At 55.7% G+C, this 17,796-nt stretch carries 16 protein-coding genes; 12 read left to right on the top strand and 4 right to left on the bottom strand.

What is annotated here, in order from left to right:
- Nucleotides 1-47 precede the first annotated feature (47 nt).
- From metG to EKM04_RS05530, 4 genes are read left to right on the top strand one after another with little or no spacing between them, the layout of a single operon-like run.
- On the top strand, nt 48-1,598 hold the full coding sequence (gene metG, locus EKM04_RS05545) for a methionine--tRNA ligase (protein ID WP_183896919.1): 1,551 nt from the start codon (nt 48-50) through the stop codon (nt 1,596-1,598).
- Nucleotides 1,599-1,603: 5 nt separating this feature from the next.
- A complete protein-coding gene (locus EKM04_RS05540; RefSeq protein WP_183896918.1) occupies nt 1,604-2,386 on the top strand; it encodes a TatD family hydrolase in 783 nt (260 codons plus the stop codon).
- Nucleotides 2,387-2,389: 3 nt separating this feature from the next.
- Nucleotides 2,390-3,217, top strand: a complete 828-nt coding sequence (locus tag EKM04_RS05535; RefSeq protein WP_183896917.1) for an MBL fold metallo-hydrolase — start codon at nt 2,390-2,392, stop codon at nt 3,215-3,217.
- 37 nt (nt 3,218-3,254) lie between these two features.
- Nucleotides 3,255-5,036 carry a chloride channel protein gene (locus EKM04_RS05530; protein WP_183896916.1) on the top strand — a complete coding sequence of 594 codons (1,782 nt, stop codon included), beginning with the start codon at nt 3,255-3,257 and terminating at the stop codon, nt 5,034-5,036.
- A gap of 317 nt (nt 5,037-5,353) precedes the next feature.
- Here EKM04_RS05530 and EKM04_RS05525 read toward each other — a convergent pair whose 3' ends face one another.
- Nucleotides 5,354-5,602 carry a helix-turn-helix transcriptional regulator gene (locus tag EKM04_RS05525; protein WP_183896915.1) on the bottom strand — a complete coding sequence of 83 codons (249 nt, stop codon included), beginning with the start codon at nt 5,600-5,602 and terminating at the stop codon, nt 5,354-5,356.
- A 170-nt stretch (nt 5,603-5,772) separates the two neighbouring features.
- Between EKM04_RS05525 and EKM04_RS05520 the strand changes: the two genes are divergently transcribed.
- The 4 genes from EKM04_RS05520 to EKM04_RS05505 all read left to right on the top strand — a co-directional run bounded on the left by EKM04_RS05520 (nt 5,773) and on the right by EKM04_RS05505 (nt 8,523).
- On the top strand, nt 5,773-6,099 hold the full coding sequence (locus tag EKM04_RS05520) for a hypothetical protein (protein WP_183896914.1): 327 nt from the start codon (nt 5,773-5,775) through the stop codon (nt 6,097-6,099).
- On the top strand, nt 6,099-7,958 hold the full coding sequence (locus EKM04_RS05515; RefSeq protein ID WP_183896913.1) for an AAA family ATPase: 1,860 nt from the start codon (nt 6,099-6,101) through the stop codon (nt 7,956-7,958). Before EKM04_RS05520 ends, EKM04_RS05515 begins: the two co-directional genes overlap by 1 nt.
- Before the next feature lie 12 nt (nt 7,959-7,970).
- A complete protein-coding gene (locus EKM04_RS05510; protein ID WP_183896912.1) occupies nt 7,971-8,255 on the top strand; it encodes a hypothetical protein in 285 nt (94 codons plus the stop codon).
- A 64-nt stretch (nt 8,256-8,319) separates the two neighbouring features.
- Nucleotides 8,320-8,523: a hypothetical protein gene (locus EKM04_RS05505; RefSeq protein ID WP_183896911.1), complete on the top strand. Its 204-nt coding sequence runs from the start codon at nt 8,320-8,322 to the stop codon at nt 8,521-8,523.
- 401 nt (nt 8,524-8,924) lie between these two features.
- Here the strand turns inward: EKM04_RS05505 and dinB are convergent, their stop codons facing one another.
- From dinB to EKM04_RS05490, 3 genes are all read right to left on the bottom strand, one after another.
- Nucleotides 8,925-9,998 carry a DNA polymerase IV gene (dinB, locus tag EKM04_RS05500; protein WP_183896910.1) on the bottom strand — a complete coding sequence of 358 codons (1,074 nt, stop codon included), beginning with the start codon at nt 9,996-9,998 and terminating at the stop codon, nt 8,925-8,927.
- Between the two features lie 80 nt (nt 9,999-10,078).
- Nucleotides 10,079-10,756, bottom strand: a complete 678-nt coding sequence (locus EKM04_RS05495; protein WP_183896909.1) for an SOS response-associated peptidase — start codon at nt 10,754-10,756, stop codon at nt 10,079-10,081.
- A gap of 9 nt (nt 10,757-10,765) precedes the next feature.
- Nucleotides 10,766-12,832 carry an ATP-dependent helicase gene (locus EKM04_RS05490; protein WP_183896908.1) on the bottom strand — a complete coding sequence of 689 codons (2,067 nt, stop codon included), beginning with the start codon at nt 12,830-12,832 and terminating at the stop codon, nt 10,766-10,768.
- 241 nt (nt 12,833-13,073) lie between these two features.
- Between EKM04_RS05490 and EKM04_RS05485 the strand changes: the two genes are divergently transcribed.
- The 4 genes from EKM04_RS05485 (at nt 13,074) to ligD (ending at nt 17,698) form a co-directional block, all read left to right on the top strand.
- Nucleotides 13,074-13,937 carry a TIGR02587 family membrane protein gene (locus tag EKM04_RS05485; RefSeq protein WP_234910975.1) on the top strand — a complete coding sequence of 288 codons (864 nt, stop codon included), beginning with the start codon at nt 13,074-13,076 and terminating at the stop codon, nt 13,935-13,937.
- 7 nt (nt 13,938-13,944) lie between these two features.
- Nucleotides 13,945-14,352 (top strand): TIGR02588 family protein, encoded by a 408-nt coding sequence (locus EKM04_RS05480; protein WP_183896906.1) that lies wholly within the window; start codon nt 13,945-13,947, stop codon nt 14,350-14,352.
- 324 nt (nt 14,353-14,676) lie between these two features.
- Nucleotides 14,677-14,988: a hypothetical protein gene (locus EKM04_RS05475; protein WP_077104555.1), complete on the top strand. Its 312-nt coding sequence runs from the start codon at nt 14,677-14,679 to the stop codon at nt 14,986-14,988.
- Between the two features lie 34 nt (nt 14,989-15,022).
- Nucleotides 15,023-17,698: a DNA ligase D gene (gene ligD, locus EKM04_RS05470; RefSeq protein WP_183896905.1), complete on the top strand. Its 2,676-nt coding sequence runs from the start codon at nt 15,023-15,025 to the stop codon at nt 17,696-17,698.
- Nucleotides 17,699-17,796 lie beyond the last annotated feature (98 nt).

Genomic DNA, 17,796 nt, shown 5'->3' with positions numbered 1-17,796 from the left:
CTAAGAGCGGTTTATCTCAAAACAGACCATAAAACCGATTGAGCGTCATGACAGACAAGACACCTTTCTACATCACCACAGCGATTTCCTATCCGAACGGCAAGCCGCATATCGGCCATGCCTATGAGTTGATCGCAACGGATGCCATGGCGCGCTTTCAGCGCCTGGATGGAAAGGACGTTTTCTTTCTGACAGGTACGGACGAACACGGCCAGAAGATGCAGCAGACCGCGAAGGCGGAAGGCATTACGCCGGAGGAATTGGCGCAGCGCAACTCCGACCAGTTCCGCGCCATGGGTAAATTGCTGAACGCCTCCAACGACGATTTCATCCGCACCACAGAAGAGCGTCATCATGAGGCATCACGCAATATCTGGAAGCGGATGGCGGATGCTGGCGATATTTACAAGGACAGCTATGCCGGCTGGTATTCTGTTCGTGACGAGGCTTATTATGCCGAAGATGAGACGGAAGTTCGTGCCGATGGCGTTCGCTATGGTCCGCAGGGCTCACCCGTGGAATGGGTCGAGGAAGAAAGCTATTTCTTCAAGCTGTCCGAATATCAGGACAAGCTGCTGAAGCTCTACGAAGACAATCCTGACTTTATTGGCCCAGCGGAGCGCCGGAACGAAGTCATCTCCTTCGTCAAATCAGGTCTCAAAGATCTCTCGATCTCACGTACGACATTCGAGTGGGGCGTCAAGGTTCCCGATGATCCGAAGCACGTGATGTATGTGTGGGTCGATGCGCTGACCAGCTACATGACTGCAACCGGCTACATCGAAGACAAAGACGGTCCTCGTGCGAAATACTGGCCAGCAGACGTTCACATCATCGGCAAGGATATCATCCGTTTCCACGCGGTCTACTGGCCAGCTTTTCTGATGAGCGCCGGATTGCCGCTGCCCAAGCGGGTTTTCGCGCATGGATTTGTCTTGAACAACGGCGAGAAGATGTCGAAGTCTCTCGGCAACGTTATTGATCCGTTCGAAATACTCGAAAAATTTGGCGTTGATTATGTCCGATATTTTCTGTGCCGCGAAATATCCTTCGGTCAGGATGGCAATTGCAACGACGCATTGATCGCGACACGCGTCAACGCGGATCTTGCCAACGGAATCGGCAACCTCGCCAGCCGTTCGCTGTCCATGATTGTCAAGAACTGCGATGGGCAGATACCGACTCCAGGCGCGCTGAGTGATGACGACAAGGAGCTGCTTGCAGCCGCAGATGCGCTGCAAGCAGTCTGCCGTGACGAAGTGGGCAAGCAGATGATCCATAAGGCGTTGGCCGCGATCATTGCCGTGGTTTCCGCAACAGACAGATATTTTGCCGGGCAGGAGCCTTGGGCGCTGAAGAAGACAGATCCTGAGCGCATGGGAACCGTGCTGTATGTGACTGCAGAAGTGGTTCGCCAGATCGCAATTCTGTTGCAGCCATTCGTGCCGGACTCGGCCGCAAAGCTGTTGGATACCATTGCCGCTCCTGCGGACAAGCGCGACTTCGCGGCTCTGGGGAAGAATGGTCGTCTCGCTCCCGGGACGCCACTCGACGCGCCAAAGCCCGTCTTCCCGCGCTACGTGGCGCCAGAGACTTGATGCCAATGCTGATCGATACACACTGCCACCTGGATTTCGCCGACTTCGATGCAGAGCGCGACGAGATCATTGCGCGCGCTCACGCCTCTGGTGTTTCGCAGATGGTGACGATCTCCACGCGGGTCGCACGCCTGCCGGCGCTGTTGAAGATCGCGGAAAAATATCCGTCGGTCTTTTGCTCTGTGGGTACGCATCCCAACAACGCGGATGAAGAACTCGATATCAGCGCTGATGATCTGGTTCATCTGGCGAACAGTCACGACAAGATCGTTGCTATCGGCGAGGCGGGGCTGGATTATTTCTACGACACGCAGAAACCGGAAGATCAGAAAACCGGCCTGAGACGCCACATCGAGGCGGCCCGCATGACGAAACTGCCGCTCGTCATTCATAGCCGCAGCGCCGACGACGACATGATTTCAATCCTGCGCGAGGAAAGCGGGAAGGGGCCGTTCCCCTTCATTCTCCATTGCTTTTCCGCAGGACCGGACCTTGCGAAAGCTGGAGTGGAGCTTGGCGGCTACGTTTCGTTTTCCGGTATTCTGACCTTTCCAAAGTCACAGGATATCCGCGATATCGCAGCAACCGTTCCGCTGGATCGGCTTCTGGTGGAAACGGACGCACCTTATCTGGCACCGAAGCGCTGGCGCGGAAAGCGCAACGAGCCGTCTTACGTCGTCAACACTGCCGAAGTGCTGGCAGAGGTTCATGGCGTCAGCTCAGAAGAGATGGCACGTATCACCACCGAAAACGCATTTCGCTGTTTTTCGAAAATGACGAAGGTGTAGGCAGTGACAGGCTTTCGGCGTCGCTTCACGATACTCGGTTGTGGCTCATCGCCCGGTGTGCCGCGCATCAACGGCGACTGGGGTGCCTGTGATCCTGACAACCCGAAAAATCAGCGCACCCGCGCCGCCTTCCTGGTGCAGCAATTCTCGCCGGACGGGGGCGTGACGACCGTTGTCATCGATACCGGGCCGGACTTGCGCGCACAACTGATTGCCGCAAAGGTAGAGCATATCGACGCCGTCCTCTATACGCATGCGCATGCCGATCATCTCCACGGCATTGACGATCTGCGTGGCTATTTCATCTCCAGCCGCAAGCGCATTCCCATCTATGCGGACACTGTCACCATGCAGCGCATTCGTGACGGCTTTCCCTATTGCCTTGAGACGCCGCCAGGCAGCAATTATCCGCCTATTGTCGAACCTTACCTTATTACCGATATGGGTGTGGAATTCTCGGTCAGCGGAGCAGGTGGGGCAATTCATTTCAAGCCTCACATGCAAACGCATGGCGATACCCACTCGCTTGGCTTTCGCATCGGCGACATCGGTTACTGCACCGACGTCAGCGATTTTCCGCCTGAAGCAGTGGCTACGCTTGGCAATCTCGACGTATTGATTATCGATACGTTGCAATACAAGTATCATCCCAGCCACCTGTCCCTGGAACAGTCTTTGGGCTGGATCGAAAAGCTAGACCCAAAACGGGCAGTGCTGACGCATATGCACACACCGCTTGATTATGACATAGTCTTGCATGAGACGCCGGATCACGTCGAGCCGGGCTATGATCAGATGCAATTTGAAATCGAGTTCGACGTTCGGGGTTAGAGGCGCGCGAGCGCCATGAACACGCCAAGAGAATATGATGCCGACCAAGCCGTTCAGCGCCCCCAGCCTCGCAAGCTTTTTTGATAATCTGCGTTCCACGCGGCTACGCGCTGTCTTCCGTCGCGGCGAGCTTGCTCTCGTCGTGCTTGCCATCTTCGTTGGCGCTGCTGCGGGTCTTTTCGTTGTGTTGATCGGCGCCGTCGCCACGCAGCTTCATGTGGTCATCTTCGGCGTGGAGAGGCTCAGCAGCAGTGATCTCTCCAGCTGGATTGTGCTGGCCGGGCCGCTGATGGGTGGAATTCTGCTCGGCGCTTTCATCTTCGTGATTTCCAGAACCCGCAAAAAGCCGATGATCGACCCGATCGAAGCCAATGCCTTGCACGGTGGACGCCTGTCGCTCACGGACAGCATCATTGTCTGCGTGCAGAATATCATCTCCAATGGATTTGGCGCATCCGTGGGATTGGAAGCTGGCTACACGCAGGTTGCAAGTGGCATTGCGTCCAAACTGGGTATCAATCTGAAAATGCGGCGAGGGGACATGCGTATCCTCGTCGGCTGTGGCGCAGCAGGTGCCATAGCGGCGGCCTTCAATGCGCCTTTGACCGGGGCGTTCTACGCCATCGAGCTCATCATCGGCAGCTATACGATCGTTACCCTTGCACCCTTGATCGTTTCTGCGCTGGTTGCGACCGTGGTCGCCGGGCTGCTATCGCAAAACGGCCTCAGCATCGATATCTTTGGCTCCAGTGAAGTCACGCCACCCGACTACCTACCAGCGATCTTTCTGGGAGCGGTCTGCGCTGGCATTGGCATCGTGCTCATGCAGACCGTATCCTTCATTGAGGAAACCGCGCGGAAAAGCAAAATTCCATTGTGGCTGCGACCGGCTATCGGTGGCGTAGCAGTTGGCGCCCTGGCACTGATCTCGCCACAGGTTCTGTCCAGCGGTCACGGCGCGCTGCATCTCAACCTCGATGCCAATATGACACTGGCCGGGTTGATCGGGATTTTTCTTTTGAAAGCCGCCGCCAGCGCGATCTCCATAGGGTCGAGCTTTCGCGGTGGTTTGTTTTTCGCCTCACTGTTCATGGGGTCGCTGATTGGCAAGATCTTCGCCATTTGCGCGCCCTATATCGGTTACGGTGACACTCAACCCATCGTCTATGCCGTCATCGGTATGAGCGCTTTTGCGGCCGCTATCATCGGTGGACCATTGACGATGACGTTTCTCGCTCTTGAACTCACCGGCGATTTCCAGATCACGGTGCTGGTGCTGGCGGCCGTGATCACGACGTCGCTGGTGGTGCGCACGACGTTCGGCTACTCGTTCGCAACATGGCGCTTCCACCTTCGTGGTGAAAGTATTCGCAGCGCCCACGACATCGGCTGGATACGCGACCTGACGGTTGGGAAGATCATGCGTGCCGACGTCCGCACGGCAAAAGTCAGTATGGGCCTGCCAGCGTTCAAGGAAACATTCTCGCTCGGTTCCACGCAACGCGTCATCATGATCCACGAAGACGGCCGCTACGCTGGCATCGTTCTGGTCGCTGAAATCTACGCCGACCCAATGGAACGCGACGCTGAAAAAATCAGCCTTGAGAGCTATCTGCGCTACAAAACAGACGTGCTGCTCCCGACCATGAACGCCCGCCAGGCCGCAGCCTTGTTCGACACAACGGAAAGCGAAGCGCTTGCTGTGGTCAATGACAGGATCGAAAACAGACCCATCGGTCTGCTGACCGAAAGCCACACGCTGCGTCGCTACAGTGAAGAACTGGATATCAGACGCCGCGAAGCATCAGGAGAAATATAGAGCCGGTTGAGTGCTGTGTCTGCATCGAGACAAAATCGGGTTAGTCCAGAACAAAGGACTGACCACATGTTTGCGGTAATCCGACAATGCACCCTCTAAATGTTCCAAAGAGTGCCGTTTCAATTTTATTGCTGAGTGAGTGAGTAGCAATAACGGTTGGAATTTTAGATGCTTAGCCCGGCTACCGTCCCCTGAGCGCGCGTTGCTTTGTTGCGAATAGGATATTTGGCTTGTTGCACAACACTCTCGAAAGCGTTGCGAGTTAGCTGTTGCGTTTCTGTGAAATTACAAGACCGCATAAATCGGCCCAGCGAGCCTCAGCGATCGCCATCGTCTGTCACGAAGAACAAACCCCATCCGCTACGTTCGTTGGGCTCAACGAGCTCGACTCCCCGTTCGCGGAATACGGACCTCACCTTCATCAGTGTATCGAGAAGCACGTAATCTTGGGCTGTTTCAATGTTGTAGATCGTTCGGTCCGATAAGCCGGCAAGCTCCGCCAAGTCTTTCCTGGAAAGACCTAATGCCGTGCGTGCGGCCTTCACGATGAGGTGCTTTGTCGCCATTCGCAACAAATCTCACGAGACTCGAATCCATGCAAACGAACATAAGAAAATTGTTGACATATTTCCCAAAAGCGGAAATTCATTGCCGAAATACGGAAACGAATCTTTGAGCAGTGTCCTCCTCGGCTTGGATTTAATCGTCTCCGGCGAATCAACTTTGGAGGTTCAACATGCTTAGGTTCTGCGACGGTATCGAAACCAGCCCAAGAAGGCTCATGGATGCCTACGGCGATACGTTTGTGGCGCTCGGTTACGATATTCTTGCTCGTTCTAGGTCAGCAGCCATAAATGATGATTTCGGATTGTTGAGGACGCTCAACGAGTGGAAGATCGTTTATCGGCCGGTTCCAGTCCTCGTTGGGAACTCCTGCCAAGACAAGGATCCTAGAGCGCTGGTTCCCATTTCCGAGATACAGATGCTATCAAAATCGATGGGGGTGGTTCGTTGCACTACCGGCTGGTACCGCCTCGGTGATGCTGCAGGCGGGCGCGAATAATGAGGCACCATATTAAAAAAAAGGTTTTCAGAGAACTCGCTAGAAACCCTGCCAAATTCCTTATGCTCTGCGCGCTGCGGCAGGCACTTCGTGGCACCGAGCAGTTTAAGACCGACGCAAAAGGGATCATCATTTGCGTTGTTGATAAGGCGTGGATCTCGCATGCCAAGTCAGCAGCGAATGTGTTGATGAACGGTGGCCGTGCCAGTTCAACCTACGACGACTTTCGTCGTCCTGTCTATATTATTGGTGGAACATCTCGCCCAACCACGTCGAAGGCAAGTGAGGATTTCACGGTCTTTCGCCCAGAACACCAAGTGATCTATCTCGCGACATCACTGGATGCGGTTAAGATTTCCCTCAAATTGGCCGCAGATGTCGTCGTAAGCGTCTCGCCGCCCAGCGCGAGACACATCATCGCCGCTCGCAAGGTGATTGGGGCCGAAGACATCGACGTGTCACTTGCGGAAGCGATCGCTCGGCAGGAGGCGGAGATCGTAATCGGCCTTACTATTAAAAACTCTTTGGATGGGCTGGACATCGCGAGCTTGGTTGGGCCAATTCCGGCGGCCGCTCGTCATCCCAAGCTTTCGGAACTGCCTGGCTTTGGTCCGGCGCGTCCTTGGATTGATGTGATCAAGCAGGATGTGGCCGACTGGCGAGGAGAGGTGATCCCATGGACAGACGTTGACAGAGGTGTACTGCTTATGGGGCCGCCGGGAACGGGCAAGACGCTTTTCGCCACCGCGCTTGCACGCGAACTTGGATTCACTCTTGTCTCGACGTCTGTGGGGACATGGCAGGGATCGAGAAACGGACACCTTGGCGACATGCTCGCCGCTATGACCCAGTCTTTTGCGGAGGCAACGGCGCTCCGCGGTGCCGTACTGTTCTTGGACGAACTGGATGCAATCGGAGACCGCGCTACCATGCGGGGTGATCATGCATTTTACGAAGGCAACGTAATCGGCAGATTTCTCGAACTGACTACGCTTGCACTCGAACAGCCCGGTACGATAATCGTTGGAGCGACAAACTACTCTCACCTGATAGACAATGCTGTGCTCAGATCAGGGCGGCTCGAAAAACACATCTACCTTGAGTTGCCTGAAGAAGAGGAACGCGCGGAGATCCTGTCCTTTCATATTAATAGAATGCTCTCAGCCAAAGATCTGCGCAAAGTTACGGATGAGTTACGATTAATCACGCCGGCAGATTTGGAAAGGCTTGCACGTGCGGCAAAACGCACGGCTAGGATTCGAAAGGGTGAGCTTAGCATTCAAGACGTCGAAGCGGTGCTCCCGGCGAAGGTGCCGCTTCCCGAAAACATGCTTCATCGCATTAGCGTCCACGAGATCGGCCACGCGCTCATAGCGCTGGCTTCGGGGGTCGCCGACGTAATCAGCATTCGTGTCGAATCTCATATGAGAGAGGGCGAACAAGTACAAGACGGCGGTCGGCTACACTACAAGATGCGCAATCAAGCACTTCCGACCGAAAGGGATTTGCTAGCAAAGATTCGTATTATGCTGGGCGGCACCGCGGCTGAAGAAATCGTACTTGGTAACCGGTCAATTGGCGCCGGAGGTGTCGCTGGAAGCGATCTCGATCAAGCTACACGTCTAGCCTACCGCGTTGTGGGGAGCTACGGTCTGGGGAAAAGCCTTCGTTACCAGGTAGGAGCGAACTCTGTTGACGATTCCTTCATTCCTGCGCCTGAACTTCGAGCCGAGGTCGATCATATCCTTGCACGCGAATATCGAGCGACGAAGGAACTCCTCTCTAAGGAAAAGGTACGGCTTATGCGGTTGGCTGCAGAACTGGTTGTTGACCGTCAAATGCTCATAGATAAGATGTAAGCGGGGACAATCGTGGAATTTACTGTCTATGGCCACGAGATAGGTTGCGGGCCGGATGTGGGCATGCACTTTTGCATGACACTCGAAAACACTAAAGTTGCAGTGCGAGAGTATCGGGAGGCTCTCTGGTCGCTTAATCCAGGCGGTGAACCGCTGGGCACTCTGGGTGTCTATGAGATCACCGCTCGGCTGCCGAACATCACCACGATGATCGACCTGCTAAATTCCCCTGATTCAATCTTCATGAGCTGTTTGATAAGCAAGAAACTTGTAGCTGCGGATATAGACGTGTCGTAGGTTTTGTTCTCCCTAGTCGGTCGGTCGAATCGTTGTTTGGTGAGGAAACGTCGGAGAAAACGGCATGTTAGCTGTGATGCTCAAGGCGCTGCTTGAGCGTGTTTTTGATATCCAGATCCGGCTTGGCTATTTTCGACATCTCAGGTGCGTCCGAACCGCACATTGTCGGTTTGAGCGAGCCAAAGTTCGTGCGGATAAAATCGGCATCTGCGCCTTCTCGGAACCCGAGCCAGAAATTACGATCATTTGGACTTCCGGAAAAAAATGATATGGGCTAATCGTTCGATGCCGCGCCGCAATGTAGCGTCTGCTCCATCCATAACACCACTGGTGCCATCCGCACCGGCGGCGACCGCGACCAGGACGTTTTCTTTCGCCCAAGTATTGTCGAGCGCTTTGCGTAAGTCCTCTAGCGACACCTTGTATTGCTTAGATCCGTGCAACGCTCCAGTACCCGTGTCTTGCTCTCGTCAGTCAAATGTTTCCTCGCATGAGGTCCGGCCGCAGGGTGGTCTTGGCTATGGACTGGCTTTTTCTCAGTGTCTTCGATTGCTCGCTAAGCTTTCGTGTCCTTGTTCATATCCGGCCTCCTTTGGGTGTCATGGAAAATACAACGCAGGACTTTGGTTCCGTCCACGAGTAATGTAGCCGACTGCTAGCCCGTCACGATCACAATCCAAGATCAAGCTGTGGACCTTGGGCACCGTCTTCGATGCTAAGGGAGGACAGAGTGATACCCAAAAGGCGCACTGACCTTTTGAACGGGAAAACAGACCCCAGCAATGTGTCGGCGATCTCAAGCATCATAGCCGCGCTCGAAACACTTGAAGCCAACGTTTTGCTTCGTGTTGACTGGGTAAAATCCGAATATTTGATTTTGACCGTCACCGTTTTTCCGGTGATGTCGTGCGCCTCGCAGTACCGCCAGACCTTTTCGGCTAAGGGGCGCAATTCGGCCTGAGCAAGATCGAGCGTATTGATGTCCTCGACAAACGTATCTTCAGCACCGACGGATTTTCGGATGCGGTTGGCTTTGACTTGCCGCTCATCGATGCCGCGGGCAATGCCGTAGAAGTATGGGCCTGATTTTCCGAAATGTTGTTGCAGGAAGGAGAGGGGTTTTGATTTGAGATCCAAACCAGTTTCTATGCCGTGGCGTTTCATGCGCTCTGCAGTGGCGGGGCCAACCCCGTGGAATTTCTTGACGGGAAGGGCCTCGACAAAGCCCGGCCCGTTCTTCGGCGTGATCACCGCCTGGCCATTGGGCTTGTTCAGGTCGCTCGCCATCTTCGCCAGGAACTTGTTGTATGAGATGCCAGCAGAGGCATTTAGACCTGTGACCTCCTTGATCTTGGCACGGATTTCCAGTGCTATCTCAGTAGCGATCTCCATACCTTTCAGGTTCTCGGTCACGTCGAGATAGGCTTCATCGAGTGACAGTGGTTCGATGACGGGTGTGTACTCCGCAAAAATCTCTCGAATCTGCTGGGAGACCTGACGATAGACATCGAAACGTGGCGGCACGAATATCAGATCGGGGCATTTTCGTTTGGCTGTGATCGACGGCATGGCTGAATAGACGCCGAAGGCTCTTGCCTCGTAACTCGCGGCTGCCACGACACCGCGGGCAGCAGATCCACCGACCGCCAGCGGCTTGCCACGGAGCTCTGGATTGTCACGTTGTTCGACGGAGGCGTAGAAGGCATCCATATCGACGTGAATGATCTTGCGAACGGGGTGCATGTCAGGGCCTTACCGATCGACCTTGTGCTTCCCAGAGAAGTCGATTTGCTCCCGAGCCGGGTCGATGCAACGTGATCTCTTCACAGCAACAGCCCTTCTTCCGGCAGGTCGGGTTTTGTCTCCGGAGGCACGATGACGAGCATATTGCCGGGCAGGGGTCTCTGAAGGTGACGCACCTCGTCCCAAGGTGCCGTCAGCCACGTATCGACTTCTTCCGGCGTCGTCAGGATCGCTGGCATGGCCTTTTCGTGGATGGGTGAGACAATCTCGTTGGGCGACGTCGTCAGGAAGCCAAACAGTTCAAATTCCTGCTCTCCGTCTCTGACTTTGCGAATGCCTTTCCAAGGCGTCCAGAAGCCTGCGAAGAACATCAAGGGTTTGGTCTCATCCTTGGCAAACCAGGCATTCGGCACGCGTCCGCCTCCGACCTTGCTTGCAGGATCCGGTTCCGCGAAGGACGTGAAGGGAACAACGCAGCGACTGGTCGGTCCGAGCCACCGCCGCCAGTGCGGTGAGGAGACGTTGCGGATATTGGTGACGCCGGGATCGTAGTTCTTCACGTAAGCCGGAGGTGAAGGCATGCCCCATGTTGCCCGGACGATCTCTCTTTGACCGTCTTCCGCGACACGAACGATGGGAGCCTGATAGCCGGGGAAGACGTCGAAGCTTGCCTCGTTCCACCCTGCCAGATCGCGGAATGCCCGTGTAAACTGCAGGACGGCGTCACGTGTCGTGGTCACGTTATAGAGATTGCACATCGGTCGCTCCTATTTCCACATGCCGCGCATGCGAGCGCCGACATCGATGCGGATTTGCTGGGCACTGCGTTCAGATGCTGCGGCTGAGACTTTCGGCCAAGCCATCGGTTCAAAGTATTGCAGCAGCGTCGCCGGGATGAACCGCGAACGTGATGCATAAACGTGCCTGTCGCCCTGCGAGTTCTGACCATGTGTGAAAAATCGTTGAGGTGTGATGAGCGACAGGCTGTCCTTTGCCCGCGTCATGCCGACATAGAGCAGACGCCGTTCCTCCTCAATCTCCTGCGTCGTTCCTGTCCCCAGGTCCGATGGTATGCAGCCATCGACAACGTTGAGCATGAAGACTGAACGCCATTCCTGTCCTTTGGCGGAATGAATAGTCGACAGGATCAGATAGTCCTCGTCGAGCAATGGTACGCCCGCCTGATCGCTGGTGGCATCCGGTGGATCAAGTGTCAGTTCGGTCAGGAAGCGTTCTCGGGAAGGATAGCCGCTGGCGATCTGTTCGAGTTGCAGGAGGTCGGCCTTACGGGTATCGGCATCTTCATGGATGCGCTCGAGATGCGGTTCATACCAGAGACGGGCCTGCGCGATATCCGATGGCCAGCCTTCCTGCGTTTTGCGAAGGCCTCCCAGCAATTGAACGAACGACGTCCAGTCCTCGCCAGTCTTCGGTGGTGGCGGAATTTCAGCAAGCGCCAAGAGCGGTTCGGGATCGGACGCAATCGTGTCGAGAATGACACCGGCCTTCTTGGGGCCGATGCCCGGCAACATTTGCAGAAGACGAAAGCCTGCGACACGGTCCCGCGGGTTCTGGGCGAAGCGCAGGACGGCCAGCATGTCCTTGACGTGGGCGCTGTCGAGAAACTTCAGACCGCCGAACTTGACGAAGGGAATGTTGCGGCGGGTGAGTTCGACTTCGAGCGTGCCGCTGTGGCTGGATGTACGAAATAGCACAGCCTGCTGTTTCAGCGTCACGCCAGTCTCGCGATTGGCCAGCACCTGCTCGACAATGAAATTCGCCTGTTCGGTCTCGTCCTTGACAGTGACGAGTTTGGGTCGCTCCAGCGACTCCCGTTCGGTCCACAGATTCTTGGTGAAGCGCTCGCGCGCCAGTTCGATCACACCGTTGGCCGCCGCCAGAATGGGCTGGGTCGAACGGTAATTGCGATCGAGTGTGATGACGTCTGCCGCCGGACTGAAGGAAGCTGGAAAGTCGAGAATGTTGCGAACTGTCGCTGCCCGGAAAGAGTAGATCGACTGGGCATCGTCGCCAACCACGGTCAAGCCGCGGCCGCCGGGCTTGAGTGCCATCAGGACCGACGACTGGAGTTTGTTGGTATCTTGATATTCGTCGACCATGACATGGTCGAAGCGATTACCGATGTCGTCGGCGAGATCGGGATCGCTGACCATCTGCGCCCAGTAGAGCAAGAGATCATCGTAATCGAGAACGTTCTGCGCCTGTTTTGCCTCGACATAAGCTCCGAACAATTCCCTTAACTGTTCTTCCCATGTGGCGACCCATGGATAGTGCTGTCTCAGAATCTCGTTCAGCGGCGTCTCCGAGTTGACGGCGCGTGAATAAATCGCGAGACAGGTGCCCTTGGTCGGGAAGCGGCTCTCTGTTTTGGAAAATCCGAGCTCGTGCCGCACGAGGTTCATGAGGTCGGCGCTGTCTTCTCGGTCGTGGATTGTGAAGTCGAGATTGAGACCGATCTGCTCGGCATACATCCTCAGCAGGCGGGCACCGATGCCATGAAACGTGCCGGACCAGGCAAGGGCGTCTGTCAGGACATCCGCATTGGCACCCAGTACATTGCGGCAGATGCGCTCGACGCGGCGGGCCATTTCGGAGGCGGCTCTGCGCGAAAAGGTCATCAGGAGAATACGTCGCGGGTCCGAACCATTGACGATGAGATGCGCCACGCGATGGGCGAGCGTGTTGGTCTTACCAGATCCGGCACCTGCAATGATCAACAGAGGCCCTGCTGTGTTGCCTTCAGCCAGCCCGACGCCATGCTCTACGGCCTTGCGCTGCTGCTCGTTTAGTTTTTCGAGGTAGGCAACTGCCATGCCGTTATCCTTGATGTGCGCCTACTTCGAATTCGGTATGGGCGTAGCTCCATAAACCGCTATGGATGCGTCAAAAATGACCGCGAACAAAGTGAGAACCTATCAGGTGGGTTGGAGATTGGAAAGTCCTTGATTAGCGCGACGTGATTGTCTTCGCATCCACTCTTCGATGCTGTTAAGGTTCAGCATTGCGACGATCCGGTCCTCGCGCATGACCAGAGTCATTCTGTGGAGAACGAGATTGGGTTCGAAAGTCGGCACAAGTGGTGGATTCGATACAAGCAAATTTCTCGCTGGAATCTCGCGCGGAGTTGCGGGCGCTCTTCTGTTCGCTCTACCGATGTTTATGACGATGGAAATGTGGGAGCTTGGCTTCTACATGGATCGCACCCGGCTTTTGCTCCTTCTTTTGATCAATTTGCCTCTATTGATCGGCTTGTCTCGCCGGATAGGTTTTGAGCAGACCTCGAGTTGGCGACAATCTGTCCGTGATGCTGTTATCGCCTATGCATTGGGTATGGTCGCGAGCACGTTGATCCTCTCTTCCATAGGCGTGTTGCAGACTGGTCAAACCTCACATGAGATTGTGGGCATGATTGCTCTGCTGGCGGTGCCGGCGAGCATTGGTGCCATGTTGGGCCGTAGCCAATTAGGTGGCAAATCTGACGATGAAGACGCTGAGGGTGACGATGATCCAGTTCAAAATCGCGAGACGACTTATGGCGGCGAGCTCTTTCTGATGGCGGTTGGTGCGCTGTTTTTAAATCTGAACGTGGCGCCCACCGAGGAGATGATTTTGCTTTCGTTTAAGATGACGCCTTGGCACGGCCTTGTGATCATCGCAGCGTCGCTAATCGTCATGCACGGATTCGTTTACGCGCTGTCATTTCATGGAAGCCACGATCTCGCGGAGGGTACGCCAAGCTGGCATGCTTTTGTGCGCTTTACCTTACCTGGCTATGTGATAGCAGGATCCATCAGTGCCTACTGTCTCTGGACGTTTCACCGCACTGACGACTTGGGTTCCACGCAGGTGCTTATGGCGATCGTCATCCTGAGTTTTCCCGGTGCGATCGGAGCGGCTGCCGCTCGACTTATCCTTTGAGGGTTTCATGACCAAAACAATCGGCGACAAAAGTCTCGAGGCAAACAATCCGCACTGGGTCGAGTGGGTCACCGGACTGGTATCCGCAGTAATCGTACTCGTGGTGATTTTCTGGATCGCAAAAGACGCGTTTAAAGATCAGGATACATCACCTGACCTCACCGCAACCGTAGTCATCACTGAACAGCGCAGCAACGGGTTTCAGGTGTCTTTCGAAGTTTCGAATGTTGCAAGCGCAACCGCATCGCAGGTCGCTGTCAACGGTGAAATCCGTGATGGTTCCGGTATCGTTGAGAGAGCCAGCACCGTACTGGACTATGTTCCTGGAAGATCAAAGGCGGGAGGCGGCCTGATTTTCAGAAATGATCCCAGAGGCAGGATCATTCTGTATGTGTCAGCCTTCAACGAGCCCTGAAGGTCGTTCTTCCAAAGGGGGCCGCGAGCGTCGTATGCCGCCACCACGGTTGTTGCTACCCGCATAAGCCGCGTTGCTTGGCTACGTACGTGCATATTCAGTTCTGATAACGTTTAGAAGGGAGAACTTTGAAGAGTCTCGCATGTTCGGCGTGTGCCCAGTCTGGAGACGCATCTGTCCCACGTGAAGATGGTAAGCGCCGAGCACTAGGGCGCCAATCATTTTGCCTTCGGCGGGCTAGCGATCCGCTTGAAGGCATTTTCTTGGAAACTAACCCGGCGGCAATGGGTTAGGTCTTCAATCATCACATCAGGAGATATCATTATGGCTGACGACAGCACCACCACAATCCGAGCGACATTTGATACACGCTCTGCCGCCGATATTGCGGTGGAGCACCTTGTCCAGCAGCACGGCATTTCGCGTCCGGACATCTTTATTCAGTCAGCCACCGCGGAGAACACATCAGGGTCAGTTGCATCTGGTGGCGATGTCTCGAAAAGCGGTGCGGTGCGCGGCGATGCCCCTCTCGAAGGTGAGATCGAAGTGTCCGCAGACATCCCGTCCGACAAGATCTCCGCGGTCCAGCGTAGTCTCGGCGAGGCTGGGGCACTTCGGGTATCGGGCGCTGCATAAGGCGGTTCCGCGTTGGCGAGTAGGGGTGGATGCCATGGCCGACAATCTCAGCAAGTACCGATCCAAACGCGATTTCAAGCAGACGTTGGAGCCAAGCGGAGAGGTCGAAGTCAAGGCGTCCAACCGTCGCCGCTTCGTCATCCAGAAGCATGACGCGACACGGCTGCATTATGATCTTCGTATCGAGCTCGATGGTGTCTTTAAATCCTGGGCTGTGACCAGAGGTCCTTCTCTCGATCCTGGTGACAAGCGGCTTGCCGTGGAGGTCGAAGACCACCCCCTAGACTATGGCGATTTCGAGGGAACGATACCGAAGGGTCAGTATGGCGGCGGCACAGTCATGCTGTGGGATCGCGGCTACTGGGAGCCCGAGGGCAACAAGACCCCCGAGGAGGCACTGGCGAAGGGTGATTTCAAGTTCACTTTGGAAGGTGGTCGAGTGCATGGAAGCTTTGTTTTAGTGAGGATGCGCAACGACCGCGACGGCGGCAAGCGCACCAACTGGCTGCTGATCAAACACCGCGACGATTATGCAGTTGACGATAACGGAGCAGCCGTACTGGATGACAATCTGACGTCCGTCGCTTCCGGTAGAACCATGGAGGCAATCGCCGCTGGCAAAGGGAAAAAGCCCGAGCCATTTATGACGCGAGGCGATACGGTTAAGGCAGACGCAGTGTGGGACAGCAATGAGGGTCTTGCCGCCGAGGAGCGCAAGGCTGGCACGAAGACTTTGCCGAAGAAAAGGTCGGCTCGACCAAAGGCAGCCAAGTCAACCAACGCTGAAACGGCGATGCCAAACTTTATCGCCCCGCAACTCTGCGAGAGCCTGACACGTCCACCCGCGGGCAAAGGCTGGATCCACGAGATCAAATTCGACGGCTACCGGGTGCAGATGCGCGTCGCTGGAGGTGAGGTGACGTTGAAGACCCGCAAAGGTCTGGATTGGACATCCAAATGGCCTGCGATTGCGGAGGCGGCGTCGGCGCTTCCTGACTGCATCATTGATGGTGAGATCTGCGCGCTCGACGAGCGAGGTGCACCCGACTTCGCGGCTTTGCAGGCAGCACTCTCTGAAGGGACGACCGACGATCTTGTCTATTTCGCGTTCGATCTGCTGTTTGATGGTGACGAGGATTTAAGAAAGCTTCCCCTGACGGAGCGAAAGTCGCGTTTGGAAACCTTAATGTCCGATGCGCGCGAGGATCCTCGCCTGAGGTTTGTCGAACACTTCGAGACGGGCGGCGACGCCGTGCTGAAGTCGGCATGCCGTCTATCGCTCGAGGGTATCGTCTCCAAGGAGGCAGATGCTCCTTACGCGTCCGGCCGGACGAAGACATGGGCGAAATCCAAATGTCGCGCTGGTCATGAAGTGGTCATCGGCGCCTATGCCAAGACCAATGGAAAATTTCGATCACTGCTGGTTGGCGTCTTCAGCGGCAAGCACTTCGTCTATGTCGGGCGTGTCGGTACAGGGTATAGCGCGAAGACGATCCAACAACTTCTGCCGAAGCTTCAAGAGATAGAAGCGGCCAAATCTCCATTCACAGGAATAGGGGCACCCAAGACGTCAGACGATATCGTCTGGCTCAAACCCGAGCTCGTCGCCGAGATCGAATTCGCCGGATGGACCGCGGACGGCCAGGTTCGACAGGGCGCGTTCAAGGGGCTGCGCGAAGACAAGCCTGCTGCGGAGGTGGAAGCCGAAGAGCCCGCGACGCCATCGGATGTGGATGTCCCTGATCCCGAGACCGAAAAGCCACCACCCAAGCGTTCCCGGTGGGGCGCAAAGGAAGAGGTCATGGGCGTCATGATCTCAAGCCCCAACAAGGCGCTCTGGCCAGACGCGGATGACAAAAAGCCTGTCACCAAGGTTGACCTCGCCCAGTACCACGAGGCTGTCGGAGCGTGGATGATCGACTATATCAAAGGTCGGCCATGCTCGATCCTTCGTTGCCCTGATGGAATTGGTGGCGAACAATTCTTCCAGCGCCATGCCATGCCAGGAACGTCGAACCTTCTGGAGCTCGTGACGGTCTTTGGTGACAAGAAGCCCTATCTACAGATAGATCGCGTCGAAGGACTTGCCGCCATTGCCCAAATCGGCGGGATCGAGCTTCACCCCTGGAATTGCCTGCCAGATCAGCCCGAGATTCCGGGAAGGCTGGTATTCGATCTCGATCCAGGCCCGAACGTTGAGTTCGCAGCAGTCGTCGAATCCGCGCGCGAGATCCGTGATCGGCTGGAAGAACTGGGCCTTGTCAGTTTTTGCAAGACAACAGGCGGCAAGGGTTTGCACGTCGTGACTCCACTCGCAGCATCCAGGGGTAAGAAGCTGAGCTGGGACGAGGCAAAGGCTTTCGCGCATGACGTCTGCCAAGATATGGCGCGGGAAAATCCGGATCTGTACCTCATCAAGATGGCGAAGAACCAACGGGAAGGAAGGATATTCCTCGACTATCTCCGCAACGACCGCATGGCCACTGCCGTCGCGCCGCTCTCTCCCAGAGCACGTAGAGGAGCGATGGTTTCGATGCCTTTGACCTGGACGCAGGTGAGGGCTGACCTCGATCCAACGCGCTTTACCGTCAGGACAGTTCCGGGGCTGTTGAAGAAAAGCACGGCTTGGCAGGACTACAATGAGGGCCACCGGTCGCTGGAGCAGGCGATCAAGCGGCTTGGGAAGAAGGCGCATGTGGTCAGACAATGATTATGACGCAGCGGCTCCTGGAATTTTATGACCGAACGATTGACGCATCCACTTCGTTTCGTCTCGATGTCCGTTTGATTTGGACGGTGTCAGCCAAG

Origin of the sequence: Rhizobium skierniewicense Ch11 (genome assembly GCF_023757665.1) — a bacterium.
In the GTDB taxonomy this organism is placed as follows: domain Bacteria; phylum Pseudomonadota; class Alphaproteobacteria; order Rhizobiales; family Rhizobiaceae; genus Agrobacterium; species Agrobacterium skierniewicense.
This window is presented reverse-complemented; position numbering and strand designations above follow the sequence as displayed.

What these genes read in the sequence shown, in the direction of transcription:
- EKM04_RS05495 (WP_183896909.1), bottom strand. Translation starts at nt 10,756, where the DNA reads ATGTGCAATCTCTATAACGTGACCACGACACGTGACGCCGTCCTGCAG.
- EKM04_RS05530 (WP_183896916.1), top strand. Translation starts at nt 3,255, where the DNA reads ATGCCGACCAAGCCGTTCAGCGCCCCCAGCCTCGCAAGCTTTTTTGAT.
- EKM04_RS05505 (WP_183896911.1), top strand. Translation starts at nt 8,320, where the DNA reads ATGTTAGCTGTGATGCTCAAGGCGCTGCTTGAGCGTGTTTTTGATATC.
- EKM04_RS05540 (WP_183896918.1), top strand. Translation starts at nt 1,604, where the DNA reads ATGCTGATCGATACACACTGCCACCTGGATTTCGCCGACTTCGATGCA.
- EKM04_RS05515 (WP_183896913.1), top strand. Translation starts at nt 6,099, where the DNA reads ATGAGGCACCATATTAAAAAAAAGGTTTTCAGAGAACTCGCTAGAAAC.
- EKM04_RS05480 (WP_183896906.1), top strand. Translation starts at nt 13,945, where the DNA reads ATGACCAAAACAATCGGCGACAAAAGTCTCGAGGCAAACAATCCGCAC.
- ligD (WP_183896905.1), top strand. Translation starts at nt 15,023, where the DNA reads ATGGCCGACAATCTCAGCAAGTACCGATCCAAACGCGATTTCAAGCAG.
- EKM04_RS05520 (WP_183896914.1), top strand. Translation starts at nt 5,773, where the DNA reads ATGCTTAGGTTCTGCGACGGTATCGAAACCAGCCCAAGAAGGCTCATG.
- EKM04_RS05475 (WP_077104555.1), top strand. Translation starts at nt 14,677, where the DNA reads ATGGCTGACGACAGCACCACCACAATCCGAGCGACATTTGATACACGC.
- EKM04_RS05490 (WP_183896908.1), bottom strand. Translation starts at nt 12,832, where the DNA reads ATGGCAGTTGCCTACCTCGAAAAACTAAACGAGCAGCAGCGCAAGGCC.
- EKM04_RS05525 (WP_183896915.1), bottom strand. Translation starts at nt 5,602, where the DNA reads ATGGCGACAAAGCACCTCATCGTGAAGGCCGCACGCACGGCATTAGGT.
- dinB (WP_183896910.1), bottom strand. Translation starts at nt 9,998, where the DNA reads ATGCACCCCGTTCGCAAGATCATTCACGTCGATATGGATGCCTTCTAC.
- metG (WP_183896919.1), top strand. Translation starts at nt 48, where the DNA reads ATGACAGACAAGACACCTTTCTACATCACCACAGCGATTTCCTATCCG.